Source organism: Embleya scabrispora DSM 41855, assembly GCF_000372745.1.
Classification (GTDB): Bacteria; Actinomycetota; Actinomycetes; order Streptomycetales; family Streptomycetaceae; genus Embleya; species Embleya scabrispora.
The window spans coordinates 81,508-104,923 of record NZ_KB889677.1 but is presented as its reverse complement, the minus strand read 5'-3'; the positions used below and the strand labels follow the sequence as shown (position 1 = coordinate 104,923).

19 protein-coding genes, 1 tRNA gene and 1 pseudogene are annotated in these 23,416 nt (G+C 71.6%); 12 read left to right on the top strand and 9 right to left on the bottom strand.

Annotation, left to right across the window (positions count from 1 at the left end):
• Positions 1–12 precede the first annotated feature (12 nt).
• Positions 13–603 carry a hypothetical protein gene (locus A3IC_RS0128085; protein WP_020553401.1) on the bottom strand — a complete coding sequence of 197 codons (591 nt, stop codon included), beginning with the start codon at positions 601–603 and terminating at the stop codon, positions 13–15.
• A complete protein-coding gene (locus A3IC_RS0128080; protein WP_020553400.1) occupies positions 600–833 on the bottom strand; it encodes a hypothetical protein in 234 nt (77 codons plus the stop codon). The genes A3IC_RS0128085 and A3IC_RS0128080 overlap by 4 nt, the downstream gene beginning before the upstream one ends.
• Positions 834–1,259: 426 nt before the next feature.
• On the opposite strand from A3IC_RS0128080, the gene A3IC_RS0128075 reads away from it, so the two are divergent.
• Positions 1,260–2,000 carry a GntR family transcriptional regulator gene (locus A3IC_RS0128075; RefSeq protein ID WP_020553398.1) on the top strand — a complete coding sequence of 247 codons (741 nt, stop codon included), beginning with the start codon at positions 1,260–1,262 and terminating at the stop codon, positions 1,998–2,000.
• Between the two features lie 10 nt (positions 2,001–2,010).
• Here A3IC_RS0128075 and A3IC_RS0128070 read toward each other — a convergent pair whose 3' ends face one another.
• A complete protein-coding gene (locus A3IC_RS0128070) occupies positions 2,011–2,316 on the bottom strand; it encodes a hypothetical protein (protein ID WP_020553397.1) in 306 nt (101 codons plus the stop codon).
• Positions 2,317–2,890: 574 nt separating this feature from the next.
• Here A3IC_RS0128070 and gndA point away from each other — a divergent pair.
• On the top strand, positions 2,891–4,327 hold the full coding sequence (gene gndA / locus A3IC_RS0128060; protein WP_026218828.1) for an NADP-dependent phosphogluconate dehydrogenase: 1,437 nt from the start codon (positions 2,891–2,893) through the stop codon (positions 4,325–4,327).
• 129 nt (positions 4,328–4,456) lie between these two features.
• On the opposite strand, the gene A3IC_RS0128055 is transcribed toward gndA, so the two are convergent.
• The 3 genes from A3IC_RS0128055 to A3IC_RS0128045 form a co-directional block, all read right to left on the bottom strand.
• Positions 4,457–4,987 carry a hypothetical protein gene (locus A3IC_RS0128055; protein ID WP_158696123.1) on the bottom strand — a complete coding sequence of 177 codons (531 nt, stop codon included), beginning with the start codon at positions 4,985–4,987 and terminating at the stop codon, positions 4,457–4,459.
• 135 nt (positions 4,988–5,122) lie between these two features.
• Positions 5,123–5,206 (bottom strand) — tRNA-Leu (locus A3IC_RS0128050).
• A 147-nt stretch (positions 5,207–5,353) separates the two neighbouring features.
• The gene (locus tag A3IC_RS0128045) at positions 5,354–5,902 is read right to left on the bottom strand and encodes a TetR/AcrR family transcriptional regulator (RefSeq protein WP_052173838.1); all 549 of its coding nucleotides are present in this window, start codon (positions 5,900–5,902) and stop codon (positions 5,354–5,356) included.
• A gap of 284 nt (positions 5,903–6,186) precedes the next feature.
• Here A3IC_RS0128045 and A3IC_RS0128040 point away from each other — a divergent pair, with 284 nt between their 5' ends.
• Together A3IC_RS0128040 and A3IC_RS0128035 are read left to right on the top strand one after the other, a co-directional pair.
• Positions 6,187–7,635, top strand: a complete 1,449-nt coding sequence (locus A3IC_RS0128040; RefSeq protein WP_020553392.1) for a cytosine permease — start codon at positions 6,187–6,189, stop codon at positions 7,633–7,635.
• A gap of 97 nt (positions 7,636–7,732) precedes the next feature.
• A complete protein-coding gene (locus A3IC_RS0128035) occupies positions 7,733–9,376 on the top strand; it encodes an amidohydrolase (RefSeq protein WP_020553391.1) in 1,644 nt (547 codons plus the stop codon).
• Between the two features lie 252 nt (positions 9,377–9,628).
• Here A3IC_RS0128035 and bcp read toward each other — a convergent pair whose 3' ends face one another.
• Positions 9,629–10,105, bottom strand: coding sequence for a thioredoxin-dependent thiol peroxidase (bcp, locus tag A3IC_RS0128030; RefSeq protein ID WP_020553390.1), 477 nt, complete (start codon positions 10,103–10,105; stop codon positions 9,629–9,631).
• Positions 10,106–10,345: 240 nt separating this feature from the next.
• Here bcp and A3IC_RS56910 point away from each other — a divergent pair.
• From A3IC_RS56910 to A3IC_RS0127995, 7 genes and pseudogenes are all read left to right on the top strand, one after another.
• A pseudogene (locus A3IC_RS56910) lies at positions 10,346–11,385 on the top strand (energy-coupling factor ABC transporter permease).
• Positions 11,386–11,387: 2 nt separating this feature from the next.
• Positions 11,388–12,149, top strand: coding sequence for a cobalt ECF transporter T component CbiQ (cbiQ, locus tag A3IC_RS0128020; protein ID WP_020553389.1), 762 nt, complete (start codon positions 11,388–11,390; stop codon positions 12,147–12,149).
• Between the two features lie 14 nt (positions 12,150–12,163).
• The gene (locus A3IC_RS0128015) at positions 12,164–12,928 is read left to right on the top strand and encodes an energy-coupling factor ABC transporter ATP-binding protein (RefSeq protein WP_020553388.1); all 765 of its coding nucleotides are present in this window, start codon (positions 12,164–12,166) and stop codon (positions 12,926–12,928) included.
• A gap of 109 nt (positions 12,929–13,037) precedes the next feature.
• Positions 13,038–13,532 (top strand): DUF3618 domain-containing protein, encoded by a 495-nt coding sequence (locus A3IC_RS73100; protein ID WP_079026723.1) that lies wholly within the window; start codon positions 13,038–13,040, stop codon positions 13,530–13,532.
• A gap of 185 nt (positions 13,533–13,717) precedes the next feature.
• A complete protein-coding gene (locus tag A3IC_RS0128005) occupies positions 13,718–14,020 on the top strand; it encodes a GroES family chaperonin (RefSeq protein WP_052173837.1) in 303 nt (100 codons plus the stop codon).
• Between the two features lie 199 nt (positions 14,021–14,219).
• Positions 14,220–14,879, top strand: a complete 660-nt coding sequence (locus A3IC_RS0128000; RefSeq protein ID WP_020553385.1) for an RICIN domain-containing protein — start codon at positions 14,220–14,222, stop codon at positions 14,877–14,879.
• A gap of 165 nt (positions 14,880–15,044) precedes the next feature.
• Positions 15,045–16,085, top strand: a complete 1,041-nt coding sequence (locus tag A3IC_RS0127995; RefSeq protein ID WP_020553384.1) for an LLM class flavin-dependent oxidoreductase — start codon at positions 15,045–15,047, stop codon at positions 16,083–16,085.
• 79 nt (positions 16,086–16,164) lie between these two features.
• On the opposite strand, the gene A3IC_RS0127990 is transcribed toward A3IC_RS0127995, so the two are convergent.
• Entirely contained in the window at positions 16,165–17,727 is a 1,563-nt protein-coding gene (locus A3IC_RS0127990) for a molybdopterin-dependent oxidoreductase (protein WP_052173830.1), read from the bottom strand.
• 197 nt (positions 17,728–17,924) lie between these two features.
• On the opposite strand from A3IC_RS0127990, the gene A3IC_RS56900 reads away from it, so the two are divergent.
• Complete coding sequence (locus tag A3IC_RS56900) at positions 17,925–18,626, top strand: GNAT family N-acetyltransferase (RefSeq protein ID WP_020553382.1); 702 nt, start codon at positions 17,925–17,927, stop codon at positions 18,624–18,626.
• Here the strand turns inward: A3IC_RS56900 and A3IC_RS0127980 are convergent.
• Positions 18,605–23,404 carry a DNA repair ATPase gene (locus A3IC_RS0127980; RefSeq protein WP_020553381.1) on the bottom strand — a complete coding sequence of 1,600 codons (4,800 nt, stop codon included), beginning with the start codon at positions 23,402–23,404 and terminating at the stop codon, positions 18,605–18,607. The two genes, A3IC_RS56900 and A3IC_RS0127980, sit on opposite strands and share 22 nt — an antisense overlap.
• Positions 23,405–23,416 lie beyond the last annotated feature (12 nt).

Here is a 23,416-nt window from a genome sequence, read left to right as displayed (position 1 = left end):
GACAGAGCCGGCTCAGGCCCCACCGAGGGCCGCCACTTCCGCCGTTGCCTCGGGAGTCGGCAACATCTCGGGGGTCAGGAGGCACTCGTCGCGAATGCCGCTCGCCGCCATGAGTGCGTTGCCGATCGAGCCGGTCACGAGGTGCGGGTCCAGGTCGGTGGCAAGGAACCACGAGGTGGGACCGGCAGGCCCCGGGACCCAGCCGCAACGGCCGCCGGCCCAGTCGTGGTGGACCAATTCGGCGACGAGCCCGAGCCCCCGACCACGGTCGAAGCGGCGTGCGGGGGTGAGCTGGGCGCCGTAGCCGTAGGGGGTCCAGGTCGGTCGCGGAACCACCTCACGCACACCCAGATAGACGACGGGCGCGAACTCCCATTCGGCGTGGTCGAGTTGCACCAGTTGCGTGTTGATCCCGACGATCAGCCACGGCACTTCCGAGCGGAGCGCGGCATCGGCGACCAGTTCGGAGGCCATCAACACCACGCTCTCCCGGGCCTCGTCGACCAGCCCGAGTTCATCGCCCACCCGCCCCACGGTCACCCGCACCTCGCGAGCCGAGGCGGCGGCGACAGGAACCGGCTTGGCGATCGACATCTCGGTCATCGCGCACCCCGGGGTGCGTCGACTGCGCTCGGCGTCCGGTCGAGGTAGGCGTACATCGACTCCGCCCCGATCCCGTCGAGCACCGACTCGGTCTCCCCGACAGGCGCTCCGCGCTCATCACGCACCACGAGCGGCATCGCGATCAGGCCGGTGTCCTTGTCCCGAACGGGACAGCAGTCGGGCTTGACGGTGGTGAATCCGATTTCGAGTCGGTCAGGGTCGCGAATCATTGGTCCCCTCCTTGGGACGTGGTGCGCGGGCCGCCAAGCGTTCCGTCGCGATGGATGATCGGGCCGGGTAGGGTTCGGACGAGCGTGGCCTGAAGAGCGAGCATCACGTGCCGACCCTGGCTGCGGGTGAGATGGAAACTCGACCGGTTCCCGGCGAACCCGCGCCCCTGGTGCAACGCGAGTTCGATGGAGCGCCCGGGATCGCCGGACAATCGCACGCGCACCGATTCGGGCTCCTGCTGGTTCACGTGCGCTCCCACAGTTCGGACTTCACCGATCGGGCTTCACCGATCGGACAGCGCCGGCCGGGCGCGACCGATTGCCACGCCGCAATCCCTCTGTCGCTGAGGGGCGCCTCGATTTATAGTGTTCTAGAACACCTCGTTGCGTCAACAACCGCTCTAAAGCGCACTAGAACAGAAAGGTGTGACCGTGGCCGGCCCACAGGGATTGCCGCCGTACCGGCGGATCGCGACTGAGATTCGCGCTCGGATCGATCGAGGCGAGTTGCGGCCCGGTGATCGCGTACCGTCCGTGCGCGAGATCGTGGAGGCCGAGGGAGTCTCGATCGCCACCGCCACCCGAGTCGCTGCGGTGCTTCGGGCGGACGGCTATGCCGAATCGATTCCAGGCGTCGGGACCATCGTGACGACGCCGCGACGGTTGACCACCGGGCCGGATCGCTTGGCGTTGGTGCGGGCCACCGGGAGTGGGTTTCGGGGTGGGGAGCGGGTCGAGATTCTGGGGGCGGAGCTGATCGAGGGGGACGAGCATGTGACCGACGCGCTCGGTCTGGCGGATGGCGCGGAGGTGGTGCGCAGGCGGCGGTTGTACCGTGACGATGACGGCGTGGTTGCCCTGTCGACCTCCTGGCTGTCGGGCCGACTGGCCGATATGGCGCCTGAGTTGTTGGTCGCGGAGCCGTTGCCGACGATGACCTTCGGGCTGGTCGAGGAGCGCTCCGGGCGACGGGCCGTGCGGCGGCGTGACGTCGTCACGGTGCGCCCGGTCTCGGAGGAGGTCGCGCGGATCATGGGCGTCGAGGCCGGCGCGCCTGCGCTGACCATGACCAATCTGTACTGGGACCAGCACGGTGTGCCGACCGAGTACGCGATGGACGTCCTCGGTGCCGGACGCGAGTTGTCCGCCGAATACGCGCTCGACTGAAGCTCCGGGTTCAATCGACCGTCGGCTCGGTGGATTGGCTCACCGGTGGGGTCGGGTGCGTGGTCGGCTCTGCCGGCTGTGGCCGAAAGAGGACCGATGCGGCGGCCAGGGAGACCAACAACGTGCCCGCGCCCGCCAATTGGAGCGCGCCCGCGCCGCCGAGCGAGGTCGCGGCCGGGCCGGCGAGGGCCGTGCCGGTCAGGTTCGCGCCGTTGAGGGCCGCGCTGGAGGAGGCGAAGGCGCGGCCTCGGGTCTCGGGTGGGACACGGGCGTGGATGAGGTTGCGGATGGCGAGACTCTGCAGCGCGTTGGCCACGCCCGCAGGAACACCCCGGCCACCACCGCGAACGTCCCCGCGTTACCCAGCAGAACGGCCCGATCACCGACCCCGGCAACGAGCACCCCGGCCAGAGCCGGCCCCGCGACATTGCCGACCGAACGAAACGTCTCCAAGCGCGCGAACCCTCGTGTCGTGTCCGCGTCGCCCACGATCTCCGGTACGGGCAACGGACCCGCCAACGGACCGACCACCACGATCGGCGGAACGCTCGCGATCACCAACGCCGAAATGACCGCCCCGGACCGCCCCTGATCGTGTAATCGCAGGGTCAACGCGATCATCGCCATCCGGTCGCCCATCGAGGACAACCCGTAGGCGGCGGCCACCACGGAGAGCACGACATCCGGCTTTCGACGCCTTCGGCGATGCTGCCGGCCATGAGCGGGGTCTGCGACAGTCGCCGGCGTGTTGTGGGTGGGGGATTAACTCCGGGCGCGGACGATGTTGTCGCAGTGATCGCACATGCCGATCACGGATCGGGTTCGCGGTCTCGTCGGTCGTCCCGGTCCCTCCCTCCGGACGCCCGGACAGACAGCAGGAGTTGACGAAGATGGCGGAGCGAGCTCGTATCGGTGTTACCGGACTGGCCGTGATGGGGCGCAACCTGGCCCGCAACTTCGCGCGGCACGGGCACACCGTCGCCGTGCACAACCGGACCTCGGCCAAGACCCGCGCCCTGGTCGAGGAATTCGGTGGCGAGGGTACCTTCCTACCCGCCGACACGGCCGAGGAGTTCGTCGCCCTGCTGGAGCCGCCCCGGCGCCTGGTGATCATGGTCAAGGCCGGTGCGCCCACCGACGCGGTGATCGACGAGTTCGCCGCGCTCCTCGAACCCGGCGACATGATCGTCGACGGCGGCAACGCGCACTTCGCCGACACCCGCCGCCGCGAGGTCGCACTGCGCGAGCGCGGCATCCACTTCGTCGGTACCGGGATCTCCGGCGGCGAGGAGGGCGCCCTGCTCGGCCCGAGCATCATGCCCGGCGGCTCCCCCGAGTCGTACGCCGCGCTCGGCCCGATCCTGGAGGACATCGCCGCCAAGGTCGACGGCGTGCCGTGTTGCGCGCACATGGGTCCGGACGGCGCCGGTCACTTCGTCAAGATGGTGCACAACGGCATCGAGTACGCCGACATGCAGCTGATCGCCGAGGCGTACGACCTGCTCAACCGTGCACTGGGCATGCAACCGGTACAGATCGCCGAGGTGTTCAAGACCTGGAACCTGGGCCGGTTGGAGTCCTACCTGATCGAGATCACCGCCGAGGTGCTCGCGCACACCGACGCGGCCGGCGGCAAGGCGTTCGTCGATGTGGTCCAGGACCGCGCCGAGCAGAAGGGCACCGGCCGCTGGACCGTCCAGACCGCCCTCGACCTGGGGGTTCCGGTCAGCGGCATCGCCGAGGCGGTGTTCGCGCGGTCCTTGTCCGGCCACGCCGAGTTGCGCGCGGCGGCACAGGGGCTGCCCGGACCGACCCGCGGCACGCTCGACGGGGACGACGCGGACCGCTTCGCCGACGACGTCGAGCAGGCGCTGTACGCGTCGAAGATCGTGGCGTACGCGCAGGGCATCCACCAGATTCAGGCAGGCAGTGCCGAATACGACTGGTCGATCGATCCCGGTACGGTCGCCGAGATCTGGCGTGGCGGCTGCATCATCCGAGCCCGCTTCCTCGATCGCATCCGCGAGGCGTACGAGGCCGAGCAGAAGCCCGACTCGTTGCTGACCGCCGACTACTTCCGCAACGCGATCGCCGGCGCCCAGGACGCCTGGCGCCGGGTGGTGGCCACCGCCGCGGAACTGGGCGTCCCCACCCCGGGCTTCGCCGCCGCGCTGTCCTACTACGACGGCCTGCGCTCACCGCGGCTGCCCGCCGCGCTGATCCAGGGACAGCGCGACTTCTTCGGCGCGCACACCTACCGCCGGGTGGACCGCGAGGGCCCCTTCCACACCGACTGGTCCGGCGACCGTACGGAGCACGCGGTCTGATCGAGGGCCACGGGCCGTAGCCCGCCGTCGGGCAGAGCACATCGCGCGATCGAGGGCCCGGACCACAACAAGGCCGCACGCCGCCGTCCGGCAGGGACCCCAGCCACGTCCCTGCCGGGCCGCCCCGTCTCACTCCCAGCGCCCCGCCAACAACCGCGTCATCGCCCCCGTCAGCGACCCGCGCAACTGCCGGCGCACCGGCGGGGCCAGGTGCCGCAACCACAGATGCGCCGCCCGATCTCCCATCAACCCCACGCACAGCAGCGGATCCTCGAACAAGAACGCCGGGGCATGCCAGTTCATACACGCGTTCGGGTCGGGGTCCACGGCCGGCACACGCCGGATGCCCACCGCGGCCAGTCCGGTCGCGCACACCAGACAGCAGCCGCTCGCGGCCTCGGTGCCGGCCTCGGCGAACTCGCCGGTCTCCAAGGGCAGTCCGAGCATCCGGGCTTGTTGAAGGCAATCCATCTCGGCGTGCAGCCCGCGCTTGGGCGAGCCCTCGAAGATCCGGCGGCCGAAGCTCATCACGCGGTCCGCGTCGGGTTTGGCCGGCGCCGGCCGCGCGAACGTCTCGACCCGTCCCTCGGCGACCCGCACCCACCCGACCCAGTCACCGGCGATCTTCGGCACGATCATCTCCGCGGGGGGCGTCTGCACCCGGCCGCCGGAAACCTTCGGACAGTACTCGCAGTGCATGGCGCCTCCCCAGGGACGACATGCCGCAAGCTAGCGTGCGCGGGGTCGGCGCCGCCAGCACAAGTCCGGCCGACAACCACCGAAAATCACCACTTGTGCGGCCGAAGGGACTCGAACCCTCATATCCTCTCGGACGGCAGGACCTAAACCTGCTGCGTCAACCAATTGCGCCACGGCCGCGCGCGACCGACCCGCGCGACAACGCCCCGAGGTCGACCACGCCTCATGCTAGTGCCCGTCGCACCGAGCGGCCGGCACATATCCCTCCGCGACCAACCATCCGGCCGAACCCGAGCCGACATCGAGGCGGCCCGCGACACCCATCGCTCAGCGGATCAGTCGCCCGGTCGCCCGCCGCGCCATCGCCAACGCGCTCTCCCTGGTCGTCCCGCCGAGCCCGAGCACGGTGCGCGTACTCAACCCCTCCAGCAGCGCGAGCAACTCCGACGCGACCGCGTCCGGGTCGTCGATCAGCAGTACGTCCTTGTCCGCACCCCGGATCAGGATCGTGACCAGGTCGGCCTGCCAGCCGAGGTCGATCTCGTCCTGCGCCACCCGCAGTTCCGCGTTGCCGGCCGTCCTGGCCCACAGCTCCAGCCACAACATCCAGCGCGGATCACGCGGGCCGACCGGCAGGTACAGGCCCAGGAACAGGTCCAGCTTGCGATCGGCCGCGACCCGGCGCGCGAGCAGCCGGGCACGCTCCTCGGCCAGCCGGTCCTCGCTCCAGCGCAGCGCGGCCAGCAGCAGCTGATCCTTGCTGCCGAAGTAGTACAGGATGTGCCCGCCGCTGGTGCCCAGGCGCTCGGCGAGGCCGGACATCGTCAGCTTGGCCAGGCCGTGCTCGGCGATCGCCGCCACGGCCTCTTCGAGCATCCGGTCCTGGGCGATCCGACCGTCGCTCCGCCTCGTGGCCACCACCGACACCCGCCTTTCGACCGCGCGGCCGACCCGCTCGCGCAAGAGCTCGACCCTATCCCGCCGCCGACGTCGACCTTGAACGACAGTCAAATTCTGGTCGGGTTCGTCACGAACTCTTGACACCTTCCCGGCGCGCAGCGCACCTTGAGTGGCGTTCAAACTTCTTGAATGTCATTCAAGGTCTCGGTGCGGTCCCCACGCCCGTGCAGCCGAGCCGCACACCACGAAGAGGAGGTCCGGTGACCCAGCCCCGCACGGACTCCGCAGGCGACACCGCGAGCACCGCCCCGAGCGCCACCCCGCCCGGCTTCGGTACGGGGGTCGCCTCCGACGAGCTCTTCCAGGTGGAGACCCACGGCATCGACCCGATCCCGGACGACGAACGGCACGGCAGCGCCAAGGACGTCTTCTGGCTGTGGTTCGGCTCGAACCTGTCGTTCACGTTCGTCATCAACGGCACCCTCGCGGTGATGTTCGGCCTGTCCTTCCGGGCCGCCATCGCCGTGGTCGTGGTCACCGGCCTGTCCTTCTTCGCGGTCGGCGCGCTCGGCCTCGCCGGAGTCCGCACCGGCACCGCGACCCTGGTCGTCTCGCGCGCCGCGTTCGGCGTACACGGCAACTTCCCGGCCGGCCTGCTCAACTGGATCGTCGGGATCGGCTACACGATCCTCAACACCGTGGTCGGCACGTTCGCGCTGGAGGGGCTGTTCGCCAAGCTCGGCTGGGCCGGCGGCGACCTCGCCCGGGTGGTCGCGCTCGCGATCACCCTCTCGCTCACCTTCGCCGTCGCGATGTGGGGTCACGCCACCGTGCAGGCGGCCGAACGCTGGATGGCCTACGTCCTGGGCATCGGCTTCGGCCTGCTGATCCTGTTCGTGGTCCCGGGCCTGGAGACCGGAGCCGCGCCGGAGACCTCGAACACCTTCCACGCGATCTCGCTCGCCGTGCTCGTCCTGGTCGCCGGACCCATCTCCTACCTGCCGATGCCCTCGGACTACACCCGCTACCTGCCCCGGGACACCTCGCTGCGCTCGATCACCCTGTGGGGCGCGGCCGGCGGGATGCTCTCCTCGGTGCTGCTCGGCGTGGTCGGGGTGGCCGCGGCCACCCAGGCGGACATGACCGACCCGGTGGCCGGTGTCGCCGACCTGGTGCCGAACTGGTTCGAGGCGCTTTTCCTGCTGCTCGTGGTCGGCGGCTCGATCACCAACTCGATCCTGACCCTGTACTCCTCCAGCCTGAACCTCCAGGTGCTCGGCATCCCCTGGTCGCGCTCCAAGGGCATCCTGGTCAGCACCGCGTTCATCCTGGTCGGCTCGCTGTGGGCGCTGTTCAACGGCAACTTCACCGACAACCTGACCAGCTTCCTGTCCGTGCTCGTGGTGGTGTTCGCGCCGTGGGGCGGGGTGTTCATCGCGGACACCCTGATGCGCCGCTGCCGCTACGACGCCGACGGCCTGCACGACATGCGCGGCGGCGCCTACTGGTACCGCAACGGCTTCCATCCCGCCGGGATGATCGCGCTCGGCGTCGGCATCGTCTTCGCGTGCCTGACCGCCGAGTCCGCGCTGTGGACCGGCGCGCTGGTGGAGACCTTCGACGGGGACTTCACCCTGCTCGGCGCGGTCGTCTCCGGCGTCCTGTACTGGGCGCTCGCCCGCCGCGAACCACAGTTCGCCGAGCACTGACCCGGCCCACGACCCACCCACGGACCCAGCACGCCCAACCCCCCGAACCCTCACGACCCACCCCGCACCACGTTTCCGCACCACCCCTGGAGTCACCGTGTCCCACACCGCCGATCTGGTCCTGCGCAACGCTCGCATCCACACCGTCGACCCCGACCTGCCCGAGGCCGAGGCGCTCGCCGTACGCGCGGGCCGGATCGCCTGGGTGGGCGCGGACGCCGACGCGGCGACCTGGATCGGCCCGGACACCACCGTGCTCGACGGCGCCGGGCGGCGCGTGTTGCCCGGCTTCATCGACGCGCACAACCACGTGCGGCTCGGCTCGGACGACGCGTGTGTGCAGTTGGCGGGCGTTCGCACACTGGCCGGCATCCACGAGCGGATCGGCGCCTGGCTGGCGGCCAACCCGGACGCCGAGTGGATCGAGGCCGAGGCGTTCGACTACTCGGCGATCCCGGACGGCCGGATGCCGCGCGCGAGCGACCTGGACCCGATCACCGGCGGGGTGCCGGCCTTCGTGCTCAGCTACGACGTGCACACCGCGTGGCTCAACAGCGCCGCGATCAAGCGGCTCGGCATCACCCGGGACAGCGACATCCTGCCGTTCGGCCGGGTGGACAAGGACCCGGAGACGGGCGAGCCGACCGGCTTCATCAAGGACTTCGCGGTCCGCGGCCTCTCCCGCGACGGGCACCGGGCGCTGCGCGAACTGGGCCTGCCGTGGGCCTCGGCCGACCGGCAGTACGGCCGACTGGCCAAGAGCCTGGACGACGCGATCCGGTTCGGCATCACCACGGTGGTCGAGCCGCAGAACTCGCTGGACGACCTGGCCCTGTACACCCGCGCCCGGCACGAGGGCCGGCTGCGCTCGCGCATCGTCGCGGCACTGTTCCACCCGCGCGGCACCACTGCGGCGGACCTGGACGAGTTCGCCGAGGCGGCGCGCGCCTACGCCGACGACCGGCTGCGGGTGGGCCCGCTCAAGCTGTACATCGACGACGTGGTCGAACCGCGCACGGCCGCGCTCCTGGAGCCGTACTGCGGTTGTGCGCACCACCGGGGCGAGACGTTCTACCCGGCGGAGGAGTTCGCCGACCTGCTGGCCGAGTTGGACGGTCGCGGATTCCAGTGCTTCGTGCACGCCACCGGCGATCGGGGCATCCGCACCGTCCTGGACGCGGTCGAGCACGCGCGCACGGTCAACGGCGAGCGGGACGCACGACACCAGGTCGTGCACGTGGAGTGCCTGGACCCGGCGGACGTGTCGCGCTTCGCCGAGTTGGGCGTGGTCGCGTGCATGCAACCGCGGCACTGCGCGCCGGAGATCGCCGGGCCGGGCCAGGACTGGGCGGAGAACGTCGGCGAGGAGCGCTGGCACAAGGCGTGGCCGATGCGCAGCCTGCACGCGGCCGGCGCGGTGTTGGCGCTGTCCAGCGACTGGAACGTGGCCGAGATGGACCCGATGGTCGGCGTGTACACCGCGCTCACCCGGGCGCCGCTGGCCGGCGGGCCGTCCTGGATCCCGGCCGAGACGCTCGACGTCGAGACCACCGTGCACGGCTACACGATGGGCTCGGCGTACGCCAACTTCCTGGAGCACGAGCGCGGTTCGCTCACCGTCGGCAAGCTCGCCGACTTCGTGGTGCTCTCCCGCGACATCATGACCATCGCCCCGGCCGACATCCCCGGCACGGTCTGCGAGGTCGTCGCGGTCGGCGGCGAGATCGTGCACACCGCCTAGCGGCGAGGCCGGCGGGTGCGCCTGCCTGCTTGGACCTCAAGGGCCGGCCGGGCCGCGGGGTACCCGGCCTACGGCCGAGGTGGCCGCAGACGCCGGCCGGGCTGAGATGCGCTCGGCCGGCGTTCCGGGTCGCGGAGGGGTCGGCGCGGCCTGTGGAGGACGGAGCGGAATCCGCCCCGCAGGCGCGCCAAGGCGCACGGCGGGTTCGGCTCGGCCGGCGTTCGAGGCCACCCGCGCGGCGACCGCCCGAGTTCAGGCCGTCTCGAGCTTGAGGTCCTTGATCAGCTTGGCGACGTGGCCGGTCGCGCGCACGTTGTACAGCGCCCGTTCGACCTTGCCGCTCTCGTCGACGACGAACGTCGAGCGGATCACACCCTTGACCGTCTTGCCGTACATGGTCTTCTCGCCGAACGCGCCGTACGCCTGGAGCGTGCTCTTGTCCGGGTCGGCGAGGAGCGTCACCGTCAGGCTCTCCTTCTCCCGGAACTTGCCGAGCTTCTCCGGCTTGTCCGGCGAGATGCCGACCACGTCGTAGCCCGCGCCCGCGAGCAGGTCCAGGTTGTCGGTGAAGTCGCACGCCTGCTTGGTGCAGCCCGGGGTCAGTGCGGCCGGGTAGAAGTACACGATGACCTTGCGGCCCGCGTAGTCGGACAGCGAGACGTCCTTGCCGTCGGCGTCGGACAGGGTGAAGGCGGGGGCGGTGTCGCCCGCCTGGAGGCGGTCGCTCACGAAGAACTCCTCGGATCGCTCGGCACGTACGCCGCAACGCTAGCGCTGCCGTCCGACCGATCCGGATCCCGAGCCCTTCGGCGCGGTCGCGCGTCCCGGGGGCGCCCCATTCGTCAAGGCCGGGCAAAGAACGATGCGCGCGCACCACTGTTGCCACGATCACCCAATTGCGAGGCTTTTGCAATTGCGGGCGGAAGCCATAAAATCCCACAGCCGAATCCGGCATTTCGGGAGGGCCACATGCACATACCCAACGGGTTCATCGACGGCCCCGTATCCGCGGGAGCAGCAGTCGTCGCGGTCGCCGGGATCGCCGTCGGCCTGCGCGGCGCGCGTCGGGAGCTGGACGAGCGCACCGCGCCGCTGGCCGGCCTGGTCGCGGCCTTCGTCTTCGCCGTCCAGATGCTCAACTTCCCGGTCGCCGGCGGCACCAGTGGCCATCTCCTGGGCGGCACGCTCGCGGCGATCCTGGTCGGCCCGTACACCGGCGTCCTGTGCGTGGCGGTGGTGCTGCTGATGCAGGGCCTGTTCTTCGCCGACGGCGGCCTGACCGCCCTCGGCCTGAACATCACCATCATGGGCATCGTGACCGTCGTGGTCGGCTACGGGCTGTTCCGCCTGGCACTGGGCCTGCTGCCGGCTCGACACTCCTCCGTGCCGATCGCCGCGTTCGTCGGCGCGCTCGTCTCGGTACCCGCGGCGGCCTGCGTGTTCACCGGCTTCTACGCCATCGGCGGGACCACCGACGTGTCGATCGGCAAGGTGGCCGGCGCGATGATCGGCGTGCACGTCCTGATCGGCATCGGCGAGGCGATCATCACCGCGGCCACCGTCTCCAGCGTGCTCGCGGTCCGGCCCGACCTCGTCCACGGCGCGCGCGGCCTCGCGCGCCCGCTCGAACTGCGCTCCGCAGGGGGAACCCGATGACCCGCGTCCGTACCCGCACGCTGCTGATCGCGGGTGTCCTGCTCGCCCTGGTCCTGGCGGGCTTCGTGAGCTACTACGCGAGCCAGAGTCCGGACGGCCTGGAGAAGGTGTCCGCCGACAAGGGCATCGACGCCAAGGAGCAGGACCACCAGCTGAAGGACGGCCCGCTGGCCGACTACAGCGTCAAGGGTGTGCACAACGAGCGGCTCTCCGGCGGCCTGGCCGGCGTGATCGGCGTGGGCGCCACCCTGCTGGTCGGCACCGGCGTGTTTTGGCTCGTCCGCAAGCGCTCCCCCGGCACCGACCCGGCCGGCGCACGCACCGCGGACTCCGGCGCGGGCACCGGCGCCTGATCGTGTCGGCAGGCCACGGGCATCGGCTGTATCGGCCCGGCGACTCGCCGGTCCATCGGCTGCCGCCGCACTGCAAGCTCCTGGCGCTGGTCGGCTTCGTGCTCGCCACGGTGTCCACGCCGCGTGAGGTCTACTGGGCGTTCGGCGCGTACGCCGTGCTGCTCGTCGGGGTCGCCGTGCTCGCCCGGGTGCCCGCCGGCTTCCTGCTGCGTCGCATGCTCGTCGAGCTGCCGTTCGTGGGCTTCGCGCTGTTGCTGCCGTTCGTCGCGAACGGGCCGGACGTCCAGGTGCTGGGCCTGTCGGTCAGCCGTGACGGCCTGCTCGGTGCCTGGAACATCATGGCCAAGGGCACCCTGGGGGTGGTCGCGGGTGTCCTGCTCGCGGCCACCACCGAACTGCGTGCCCTGCTGCTGGGCCTGCAGAAGTTGCGGATGCCGCCGCTGCTGGTCCAGATCATGTCGTTCATGCTGCGCTACGGCGGGGTGATCACCGCCGAGATGGGCCGCATGCGAATCGCCCGCGAATCCCGCGGCTTCGTGGCGCGCGACCTGCGGCAGACCCCGGCGGTGGCCAAGTCCGCCGGCGCGCTGTTCATCCGCTCCTACGAGCGCGGCGAGCGGGTGCACCTGGCGATGCTCAGTCGGGGCTACACCGGGACCATGCCGGTGATCCTGGACACGCGGGCCACCGGTGCGCAATGGGCCGCCGCCGCGGCGCTGCCGGTGGCGGCGCTCGTGGTGTGGGCGGGCGCGCTGACCCTATGAACGGAGTACCCCACGTGAGTGAAGCAACCGGCGACGCCGCCCCCTCGCTGGCCGTCCGCGGCCTCGCCTACGCCTACCCCGACGGCCACCAGGCGCTGTACGGCGTCGACCTGACCATCGCCCGCGGCGAACGGGTCGCACTGCTCGGCCCCAACGGCGCGGGCAAGACCACCCTGGTGCTGCACCTCAACGGCATCCTGACCGCGGGCGCCGGCACCGTCGAGGTGGCGGGTCTGCCGGTGGCGAAGGAGCACCTGCGCGAGATCCGCCGCCGGGTCGGCATCGTCTTCCAGGACCCGGACGACCAGCTGTTCATGCCCACGGTCCGTGAGGACGTCGCGTTCGGACCGGCCAACCTGGGCCTGCGCGGCGCCGCGCTGGAGGAGCGGGTGCGGCACGCCCTGGCCCGGGTGGACATGGCCGGCTTCGCCGATCGTCCGCCGCACCACCTCAGCTACGGCCAGCGCCGCCGGGTCGCGGTGGCGACCGTGCTCGCGATGGAGCCGGAGATCCTGGTCCTGGACGAGCCGTCCTCGAACCTGGACCCGGCGAGCCGGCGCGAGCTGGCCGAGGTACTCCGTTCGCTCGACGTCACCGTGCTGATGGTGACCCACGATCTGCCCTACGCGTTGGAGTTGTGTCCGCGCGCGCTGGTGCTCGCCGGCGGCGTCGTGGTCGCCGACGGGGGCACCCGCGACCTGCTCCTGGATCGCGACCTGATGGCCGCCCACCGGTTGGAACTGCCGTACGGATTCGACCCCTCGTCGGTCCCGGCCTGACCACTTCGACGCCGGCCGCCGCCGCCACGAGACCCGGTTGACACGGGTGCGGGGATGTACCTGACAGACTTGGGGAACACACGAGCACAGGGGCCGGAGAGGACGGGTTGTGAGCGACCACGGGCGGGAACTGTCTCCGGCGGAGTTGGAGCGGCAAGGCCGGGCGGCGTTGGGCCGTCCGGTGACGGCACACGCTGAGCGGAGTCGGGTGGAGTCGGTGAACGGTGCGCACAGGGCCGACGTTGCGAACGTCGGGCACAAGGACGGGAAAGCCGTCGACAAGCACACGAACGGCGACCAGCCGGACCGACGCTCGCCGCAGCAGATCGAGCGGGACATCGAGGCGGCCCGGGCCAACCTGGCCGTGACGCTGGACGAGATCGTCGACCGGGTGAAGCCGGCCAATGTCGCGGCTCGCGCGAAGGACAAGGTCCGGGCGCAGTTCATCGACAGCGACACGGGCGCACCGCGCAAGGAGCGGATCGTGCCGCTGGCGGGCGGCGTGGCGGGGCTGATCCTGCTGGTCGTACTGGTGAAGAGCCGGGGCAAGGGCGACAAGAACGTCAAGACCGGCAGGACGGGCAAGGCCGGCAAGAAGCGCTGAGACGGCCGCGGCGACGCCCAACGGACCCCGTGGGGCCCGGCCGAGGCGGAATCCGATCGGGACATCACACCTCCCGGTGACGCACGTCGGGCGTCGGGCGGGTAGCTTGTCGAAGCGTGAGTTCCGACAGGTCCCAGTCTTCGAGCAACACCGCCCACGACCTCGGCGAGAAGCTGCCCATCCGCATGCTGCACGACCGTGTCCTGGTCCGCCAGGACGCGGCGGAGGGTGAGCGCCGTTCCGGCGGTGGCATCCTCATCCCCGCGACCGCGCAGGTCGGCAAGCGGCTGGCATGGGCCGAGGTGGTCGCGGTCGGCCAGAACGTCCGCACCGTCGAACCGGGCGATCGTGTCCTGTACGACCCCGAGGAGCGCGCCGAGGTCGAGGTGCGCGGTGTTCCGTACGTCCTGCTCCGCGAGCGCGACCTGCACGCGGTCGCCGCCGAACGGATCGAGGTCTCGGGCGAGGCCACCGGCCTCTACCTCTGACCTCGGACCGACCGCCGAGAGATCCTCCTATCGCCGTCAACGCCGGGTGGTGAGCCGTTCACCACCCGGCGGCTTCGCGTGCGCACGGCCGGATCGGCGGGCCCGGACGGGCCGGGGCGGCCGACTCACCCCTGCGGGTGAACTCTTCTGCCAGGATGACCCGATCCGCACGAAGAGCCGGCCAAGAGGAGAGGGACAGATGCCGCGACGTCGGATCTGGATAGCGGCGCTGTGCGCGGTCGCGTTGATGGGTTTCCTGGGCGGCGGCCTGGTCGGGGTGTTCGGCGGCGACGGCGACGGCAAGTCCGCCGCGGCGACGTCGCCCGGGCCGAGCAGCCCCACCCCCACCCGGTCTCAGGTGGTGGCCGCGCAGGTCAGCTCGCCGCCGACCACCGTCCCGCCCACGTCGGCGTCCCCGTCCGCGTCCAAGAGCCCGCCGGCCAAGCCGGTCCTGACCGTGGGCGCCCGTTACGTGCTGACCCTGGGGGACGGCCGGGCGATGGACGTGAGCGGTGCCAGCGACCGGGATCGGGCGGCGGTGATCGCGTACCCGGCGGGAGCGGGCAAGGCGAACCAGCAGTGGATGGTGCGCGACGCGGGCGGCGGCTTCGTCCGGCTGGAGTCGGTGCTCTCGCACAAGTGCCTGGAGGTGTCGGGCGGCCGGGACTCGCGGGCGTATCAGGACGACTGTGGGCGCGCCGAGAACCAGTTGTGGAAGCCGCAGGCCAGCGGCTCCGGGGTGGTACTGCTCGCCCGCAACGGCTCGGCGCTCGGGCTCGGCGACCAGATCAAGGGCCTGCAGGGTCTGGGCCTGGTGCCGGCGGGCTCGGGCGCGGTGTGGCAGGCCGGCGGCGCCTGAGCGGGATCTCGCCGGGCACGCGTCCACGCCCGCCCGCCGGAACAGCGCACGACGTCTTGCGGTTGCACCTCAAGGCGATCGCGAAGCACGAGCACGGTTTCGGGTGCGGGTGCGCGGTCGGGCGGGCGAGAACCGGGCGAGGAAGAGGGACGCGGAGTGGACGCTGTGAAGCTGTCGGTACTGGACGTGGCGCCGGTGGGAACCGGATATTCGGCGACCGAGGCACTGCGCACGAGCACCGAGTTGGCCAAGCGGGCCGAGCAATGGGGCTTCCATCGGTTCTGGGTGGCGGAGCACCACAACATGCCCGGCATCGCCAGCTCGTCGCCGCCGGTACTGCTCGCCCACCTGGCCGCGCACACCTCCACCCTGCGGTTGGGCTCGGGTGGCGTGATGTTGCCCAATCACGCACCGCTGGTGGTCGCCGAGCAGTTCGGCACGCTCCAGGCGCTGCACCCCGGGCGGATCGACATCGGCATCGGCCGGGCTCCGGGCACCGACCAGGTCACCATGCGCGCGCTGCGGCGCGGCGGCGGCGCCGAGTCGGTCGAGGAGTTCCCGCAGGCGCTCGGCGAGCTGATCGGGTTCGTCACCGGGTCGTTCGCCCAGGACCACCCGTACTCGCGGATGCACGCGGTGCCCGGCCCCGCGTCCGGAATCGAGCCGGGCGGCGAGTTCGCGGCCGCCGAGGCGCCGGTGTGGCTGCTCGGGTCCAGCGGCTACAGCGCCCAGCTGGCCGGGATCCTGGGCCTGCCGTTCGCGTTCGCGCACCACTTCAGCGGGCAGCACACGCTGCCCGCGTTGGAGTTGTACCGCGAGTCGTTCCAGCCGTCCGAGTCGCTCAAGGAGCCGTACTCGATGATCGCCGCCGGGGTGATCGCGGCCGACACGCACGAGCAGGCCGAGCGGCTCGCGCTGTCCCAGGCGTTGTCGATGTTGCGGCTGCGCAGCGGCAACCCGGGCCGGATGCCCTCGCCGGAGGAGGCCGAGGCATACCCGTGGACGCCCGCCGAGCGGGAGTTCGTGTCGAACTACCGACGCCAACACATCAGCGGCGACCCGGCCGAGGTGCGGGCCGGCATGCGCGAATTGCGCGAGCGCACCCAGGTGGACGAGCTGATGGTGATCAGCAACGTGTACGGGCACGACGCGCGGATCCGCTCGTACGAGTTGATCGCGAAGGCGTGGGGGCTGATCGAGGAGTGATCCCGCCGCGTCCTTCCCCGAAACGGGGCGGTCCGGCACCTCGAAAACCCACCGCCTGAACCGGCTCGGTGGATGGGTCTCAGCGCACCGTGACCTCGATGTGGTGGTAACCGGTGGCGCCGTCCGGCACCACGTCCGCGTTCTTGGCGGTCTGCACCGCGCCGGTGCCGTCCGTGGCCCGAACCCGCAGCGTGTGCCGGCCCGGCGTGGCGTCCCACATCCACCGGTACTGCCGCCACGTGTCGGTGGTGGTCCGCGGCGCGAGTTCGGCGGGCTGCCACGGGCCGTCGTCGACCTGGATCTCGACCGCGGCGATGCCTCGGTGCTGGGCCCAGGCGACGCCGGCGACCGGGACGCGGCCGGCCTTGACGGTGCCCGCGTCCCTGGGGGTGTCCAGGCGCGACTGGGTCTTGATCGGGGCCTGTTGGGCCCAGCCGAGCCTGACCCAGTAGGCGCTGAACGCGTCGAACCGGGTCACCTCCAGGTCCACGATCCACTTGCACGCGGACACGTATCCGTACAGGCCCGGCACCACCATCCGGACCGGGAAGCCGTGCTTGATCGGCAGCGGTTCGCCGTTCATCGCGTACGCCAGCATCGCGTCACGCCCGTCCAGCACCTCGCTCAGCGGCGTGCCGATGCTCATCCCGTCCGGTGACCTGGAGACCAGCTGATCGGCGCCGGGCCGGATGCCGGCCTCGCGCAGCAGGTCGGCCAGCGGGGTGCCCAGCCAGCGGGCGTTGCCGATCAGGTCGCCACCGACGTCGTTGGACACACAGGCCAGCGTGATGTCCCGCTCGATCGCGAAGCGCTCCCGCAACTTCCGGTAGTCCAGCCGGATTTCCCGATCGACCAGGCCGTGGATTCGCAGCTCCCAGTCCTCGGCCCGCAGTTGCGGCACGGTGAACGCGGTGTCGATCCGGTAGAAGTCGGCGTTCGTGGTCAGGTACGGGGTCAGGCCGGGTTCGACCAGGCCGGGGCCGGCCGGCGCGGCTGCGCTGATCGGTGCGGGCAGGTTGCCGGCAACGGCGGCGCGAGACCTCTCCGCGTTGAACCGGGCGTGCTGGAGCATCCGACCGCCGAAGCCGGCCACCGCGGCCACCGCGGCGGCGCCGACCAGGAGCACCGTGCGGCGCGAGGTGTCCGGGGCCGGTTCGCTCACGTCGTCCTCGGGCGCGCCCGGCAGCGGACGGGCGAGCGGCCGGCGGTCGACCAGGTCGGGTCGGGTGAGCAGGACCAGCGTCAGCACCCCGAACAGCGTGCCGACCGACACCGGCGCCAGGTCGGCGGCTTCGAACGAGGGCCGATCGGCGGCCGTCCACGCGGCGAACCCGCCGAGTGCGAGCACCCCGATGATCCCGTAGCCGAGCCGGCGCGCGGCGAGCACGCCCAGCCCGGCGGCGAACAGCGCGAGCAGCACGGTGATCACGGTCAGCAGGAACGCCTTGTCGCCGGTCCCGAAGGTGCGGATCGCCCACTCGCGCGGCCCCTGCGGCGCACGATCGGTGACCGCACCGCTGATCGTCACGAACGGGGTGGCCTCCGGCCGCACGAATGCCGCGACCGCCTCGGTCACCCCGAGTGCGACCGCGGCCGAGACCACACCGATCAACGCGGCACCGGACCGACCAGAACGCCGCACGGCGCCACCTCACGCTCGGAAAAACGACTCGGGAACAGCTCGGAGAACATCGGAGAACAGGTGCGTCCATCGTGACTCCGGTACGGCTCGTACGGGGAAATCCGCTGCTTACCGTTGTGTGACGAAGCACCGCGGCTTATTGCGAACACCTTGCAATAACCTTTGCGAGTCGAGTCGTCGAGCCACCGGGGGAAGTCATGACCACCGTCGTCCGCGAGCACCATCCGTTCTCCGCCGCCGAGCTGATCCGAGCCTGGGTCACCGGCTGGGCGCCCGCCCGCGAGGTGCCGCCGCCGGTCGAGGTGGCCGGCGGCTTCCGGTTGCGGGTGGGCCTGCCGGGCCATCGGGTGCGGTACGTGCTCTTCGACATCGATCGGGTGGCCGAGCTCGCCCGGACCCGGACCGCTCCCGGGACCTGGATCAAGGTGCTCGCCCCGGTCGAGCGGGTGCGGGCCGAACTGACGTCCGCGTGGACCGTGGGCGTGCCGGAGTATGCGATGAGCGGGCCGCTGCGGCGGGCGACGGCGAGCGCGCCGAGCGGCTACACGATCGAGGTCGAGTCGATGGACGAGGTGGTCCTGGTCCGAGTACGCGCCACCGATGGCGCCGTCGCCGCCCAGGGTCGGATCGCGGTGACCGGGGAGACCGCGGTCGCGGACCGCATCGGTACCGATGCGGCGCACCGCCGTCGGGGCCTGGGCAGCGTGGTGATGACCACCCTCGGCGACGCCGCCGCCGCGCGGGGCGCCCGAACCGGGGTTCTGGTGGCGAGTGCGGACGGGTTGGCCCTGTACAGCACGCTGGGCTGGACGCGGCACGGCGTACTCACCGCGGCATGGATCCCGGAGCCGGAGTCGGAGTCGGCCTCGGTACCGGCTCAGCCCCGGCCCGCCAGGTAGGCCCGCTTCACCTGCGCCCAGCGCAGTTCCCGGGCGGGGGTCAACCGGCCGCGCAGTTCGGCCAGCTTGAGCAGGTTGGCCTCCGCGTCGCCGGTCAGCGTCTGCGCCTCCGCCGCGTAGTGGTCGTCCACCAGCGTCTCGACCTCGGCCTCGTCCAGCACCGGCAGGAGCCGCTCGGCCAGCCTGTTGGTGTCCCGGTAGGAGCCCTGGAGCCGGAACGGCGGTTCGGTGCGGGCCGCCTCGGACTGCGCCGCCGAGGCGATGTAGGCCCGATTGACCGCCAGGACCGTGTCGCACACATGCAGCAGTCGGCGCAGCACGGCCAGGATGCGGTCCAGCTCGGTCGGATCGTACGGGTGGGCGAGTCGCTCCGGACGTGCGGCGCCGTCGCCGCGGGCGAGCCGGACCAGCAGTTCCAGATCGCCGCGCTCGCGACCGGCGATCGGGGCCAGGATCGGGTTCGCGGTCAGCGCGTTCTCGATGTGACTCAGCGCGAAGAGCTCCTGCCTGCCGCCGAGCACGTCGCCGAGGTTCCATACGTCGGCCCGGTTGGCGAGCATGTCCGGGATCCGGAAGCGGGCGCCCGACTCGGTGTACGGGTTGCCCGCCATGCACATCGCGAACCGCTTGCCGCGCAGGTCGTAGCTGCGCGCCCGGCCCGCTCGGACTCCCTCGATCCGGCGTTGCGCATCGCACAGCGAGACGAATTTCTGCAGGAGTTCGGGCGAGACGTGCTGGATGTCGTCCAGGTGCAGCAACACGTTGTTGCCCAACTCCAGTGCGAAGCCGATCTTCTCGATCTCGCGCCGCGCGGCGGCGTCCGGCGCGGCGGCCGGGTCCAGGGACGTGGTGCCCTGTCCCAGGGCCGGGCCGTCGATCCGGACGAACGCCAGGCCCAGGCGGGCCGCGACGTACTCCAGGAGCGTGGTCTTGCCGTAGCCGGGCGGCGACAGCAGGAGCAGCAGGCCCTGGCTGTCGGTGCGCCGTTCGTCGCCGGCCGCACCCAGTTGCCTGGCCAGGTTGTCGCCGATCAGCGGCAGGTACAGCTCGTCGATCAGCCGATTGCGGACGAAGGTCGGCAACACTCGGGGCGTGTGCGCGTCCAGTCGCAGCCGCTCACGCTCCGCGGCGAGCAATCGCGCGCGAGTGCGCTCGTAGGCCCGATACGCGGGCACCCTGACCTTGCGGAACTCGTCGGTGCGCAGCAGGAATTCGTCCAGTCGCAGGCCCAGCGTGCCGCCTTGGGCCAGACGCGGGTGGGTACCGAGCAGGCCGGTCACGGTGGTCGCGAGGGGCGCGTCCACAGGGTGTCGGTCCAGCGCCTTGCCGCACACCTCGATCGCGATCGCCTCGGGCAGGTCCGCGGGCGGGCCGCCGTCGAGTCGCTCGGCGTAGGCGCCGAGCCATCCGGAGACCAGTTGGTGGCGGGCGGCCGGGTCGTCGCCGAGCATGCGCAGGTCCTCGGCGAAGTCCTCGGCCGCGGGTGAGTCCTCGCCGCCGAGCGCCGCGCGGAAGTCGGCCAGCAGGGTCCGGGCCGCGGCACCGGTGGCGAAACGCGGTCCGCCGGCCGCGAGTTCCTCGACGAGGTAGGCGCCGATCGCATCGCCGGACACGGTCGGCGCGGCAAACGTCGTGGTCAGGAACTCCACGGCTCGATCGCCGAGTTCACCGGCCAGGTCGCGCACGGCCGGCACCGGGCCGAAGGTCTCCCGGGCCCGGGCCAGCGATTGTGCCCGGGTGGTCCACGGCCCTCGGACATCCACGCCGGCGCCGTAGGCCCAGAACAACTGGGCCGCCGCCCGGACGGCCGGCGCGAAGCGCAGCAGCCCGGCACCGGCACGCAACCGCAGTACGGCCGCCATCAGCGCCGCCGCGTCGTGGTCGTGCACTCCCCGGTCGTAGCCCTCGCCGTGCCGGGACAACGCGATCCGGCGCACCTCGGCGAGCAGTTCCTCGGCCGACGGGCCGGCCGACGGCGGGAGGTGGGTCTCGGCCAGCACCACCGCCGCGAGGTATTCGGCCCGGTAGACCTGTGGCGACTCGGAGCCGAGCGGCTGGTCCACGAAGGCCCGGTGTGCGGCGGGCAGCGGCTCGGGCAGCGGCGCGCGGTAGTCGGTGCCGGTGATCGCGAAGGCCAGGCCGTCCACATCCGGCACCAGGGTCAACTCCATCGGCCGCTCGTGCACCGCGAACCGGTGCCGACCCAGCCGCACGGTGCCCGCCGCGTCGTAGAGTTCGGCCCGGTCGCGCAGGGCCCGGGCGGCCTCCTGGCGGGCGGCCTTGAGCCGACCCTCCAACTCGCCCGCCCGGACCGGGTCGCCCAGTCGGCGCAGTTCCTCGGCGGTCGAGCGGACCTTGCCGACCAGCGCGTCGGAGGCGAACCAGGTGTTGATCTCGTCGGTGCTCGCCAGGCCGGCGACCCGGCGGCCGATCGTGGTCAGGATGCGCTGCGCCGAGTCGATCAACCGGGCGCCGTGCCGGGCGCGTTCGTCCAGCCGCGCCTGTTTGCGTGCGGAGAACGCGTCGTGGATGCGCTCGCGCTCGGTGTCGAGCCGGGCCAGGTGCTCGTCGAAGGTGCCGAATCGGGCCTCCAGGTTCTCGATCCGGGCGAGCAGCCGGCCGAGTTGTTCGTCGCAGTCCTCGGGATCGACGGCGGCGGACAGCGCGCCGACCACGGTCTGTTCCAAAAGCGCGATCTCGGCGATGAATTCCGCGCGTTGCTCGGCGTCGAGCAGCTCGCGCCGGCGGGCCCGGAGCGTCGCGCGAGCCCGGTTGATCCCGCCGAGCACCTCGCCGATGCGAGTCAGGATCGCGGTGCGCACGGTGGCGTCGGTGCCCTCCAGGGTGCCGACCACCTCGGTGACGACCCGCAGGCCGTCGGCCTGTTCGTCGATCCGCTCGGTCAACGCGGCGGATGCGGCGACGGTGCTCGACGCGGCTGCCTCGGCGGCCAGGTCGTCGACGGCCCGGTGGGTGTCGGCGAACGCGTCGTCGGCGGCGAGGAAGGTGACCGCACGCCGCCCGGTCGCGGCAAGCTCCTCGACCAAGCTCGCGTCGAGCTCGTCCAGCGCGGCGGCGTCCACGTAGCGGATGTCCCGCAGAGTGGCCAACCGGCCCTGGGCACGTCGAAGATCGGTGAGCTGTCGGACGCATGCCGAGGCGCTGTCCGGGTGTTCGCCACGCACCCGCCGGGTCACCGCGGTGATGCTCGTGGCGGCCTCCTCGACCGCGTCGGCGGCGATCCGCCTCAGGTCGAGCACCCGACGGAACTCCTCGACCACAGCGCCCGCGGTACTCCGGACCACGGCCAACGGTTCCGCGAGCAGCCCGAGTTCGGCATCGGTGAGCCAGTGATGGGTGTCCTCGACCCGGGCCGCGGCTGCGGTGATCGCGGCGAAGACCGCCGTGGTGGGTGCCATCTCCTCGGCCATCGCGGCGATCGAGAGGCAGTCGGCGATGCCGCGCACCAGCTCGGGGTTGCCGATCCGGGCCAGCGGGCCGGTACCGACGGGTCGGGCCGCCGCGTACGCGTCGGAGATGTACGGCGTACGCCACATCTGAAGCGGGTGCGTCCGGCCGGGCTCGGCGCTCGCCGCGCGCAGCACCGCCATCGTGCCGTCCGAAAAGAGCGCCCGACCGTGTCCGACGATCGGGGCGGCGGCCTCCTCGCGGATCACGTTGTAGGACAGCAGCACCGTGCGGCCCTCGGCGCGGGCGTGGAACACGTACAGCACGTCCTCGCCGTTGGGCGAGCGCACCGTCGACTCGAACTCCAGGTCGGTGGTGTCGATGTCGAACGTGCGCGCGGTGCCGTTGCTCAGGTAGTAGCCGCCGGGAAAGACGATGCCCTGCTCGTCGGGCAGTCGCCGGCAGGCCGCCCCGATGCCGTCCAGGCGCAACACCTCACCGGTGCGGGTGTTGTGCACCAGATGCCGCCACGCCTGCTCGTGGTACGGGCGCACCCGCACCAGCAGCAGCGGGCCGACCCGGGCGTACTCGACGTCCGCGTCGGCCAGCGACTGGAGCGGATCCTCGACCGGTTCGGCGTACACGCCCTCGGCGGTCCCGGTGTCGTCGACCACCTTGACGGTGAGCCGGCCGTCGAGGGTGGCCACGTACAGCGTGCCCGCGATCGCGATGTGCGGATGCCGGCCCGGCACGTGATCGGCGCGGGTGCTCGCGGTCCAGGCGAAGTCGTACGCCGGCGGGAGGACGTGCTCGCGCTCGCCCCGGGCGTCCAGGTAGCTCGGGCTGCCGTCGGGTCCGAGCCGCCAGCGCAGCACCCGGATGTCGGTCAGGCGTTCGCCGACCCGGAAGACCGCGAGCAGGTGCGTGCCGATGTCGCGCAGTCGCAGCAGTCGGGCGTCGCGGAAGTAGCGGAAGAGTTCGGTGAAGTCCTGCCGGAAGCGGGCGTCGTCGAGCAGTCCCGGCACCGCGTCCGAAGGCGCCGGGGCGAAACCGTCGGGTGTGCGCCGGTGCAGCGCGAACACGTCGGCGGGGCGGACCGGTTCGCCCACATCGCCGCCGGCCCGGTAGCCGACCAGGAGCAGGCCGCCGACCTGGACGATGTCCCGGGCCGAGGTGGCGCTTTCGGTGTGCACCCGGTGGGTGTCGGTCAGGTCGAGCGCGCCGGCGCCGTAGGTGTGCACCCGGCGCTCGTTCAGCGCCCCGGCCCGCACCCCCAGGTCGCGGGCCGCGCCCAGGAGCCGGTCGCGCAGGATCTCGTACGTCCCGGATTCGGCCTCGGGGCCGCCCACGACCGGGGCGGAGCTGCTCACGTTCGGGTCAAC

Coding starts and splice junctions, on each gene's coding strand:
- A3IC_RS0128045 (WP_052173838.1), bottom strand. CDS start 5,902: ATGCTCGAAGAGGCCGTGGCGGCGATCGCCGAGCACGGCCTGGCCAAG.
- A3IC_RS56900 (WP_020553382.1), top strand. CDS start 17,925: ATGACCACCGTCGTCCGCGAGCACCATCCGTTCTCCGCCGCCGAGCTG.
- gndA (WP_026218828.1), top strand. CDS start 2,891: ATGGCGGAGCGAGCTCGTATCGGTGTTACCGGACTGGCCGTGATGGGG.
- A3IC_RS0128085 (WP_020553401.1), bottom strand. CDS start 603: ATGACCGAGATGTCGATCGCCAAGCCGGTTCCTGTCGCCGCCGCCTCG.
- A3IC_RS0128080 (WP_020553400.1), bottom strand. CDS start 833: ATGATTCGCGACCCTGACCGACTCGAAATCGGATTCACCACCGTCAAG.
- A3IC_RS0128000 (WP_020553385.1), top strand. CDS start 14,220: ATGCCGCGACGTCGGATCTGGATAGCGGCGCTGTGCGCGGTCGCGTTG.
- A3IC_RS0128005 (WP_052173837.1), top strand. CDS start 13,718: ATGCTGCACGACCGTGTCCTGGTCCGCCAGGACGCGGCGGAGGGTGAG.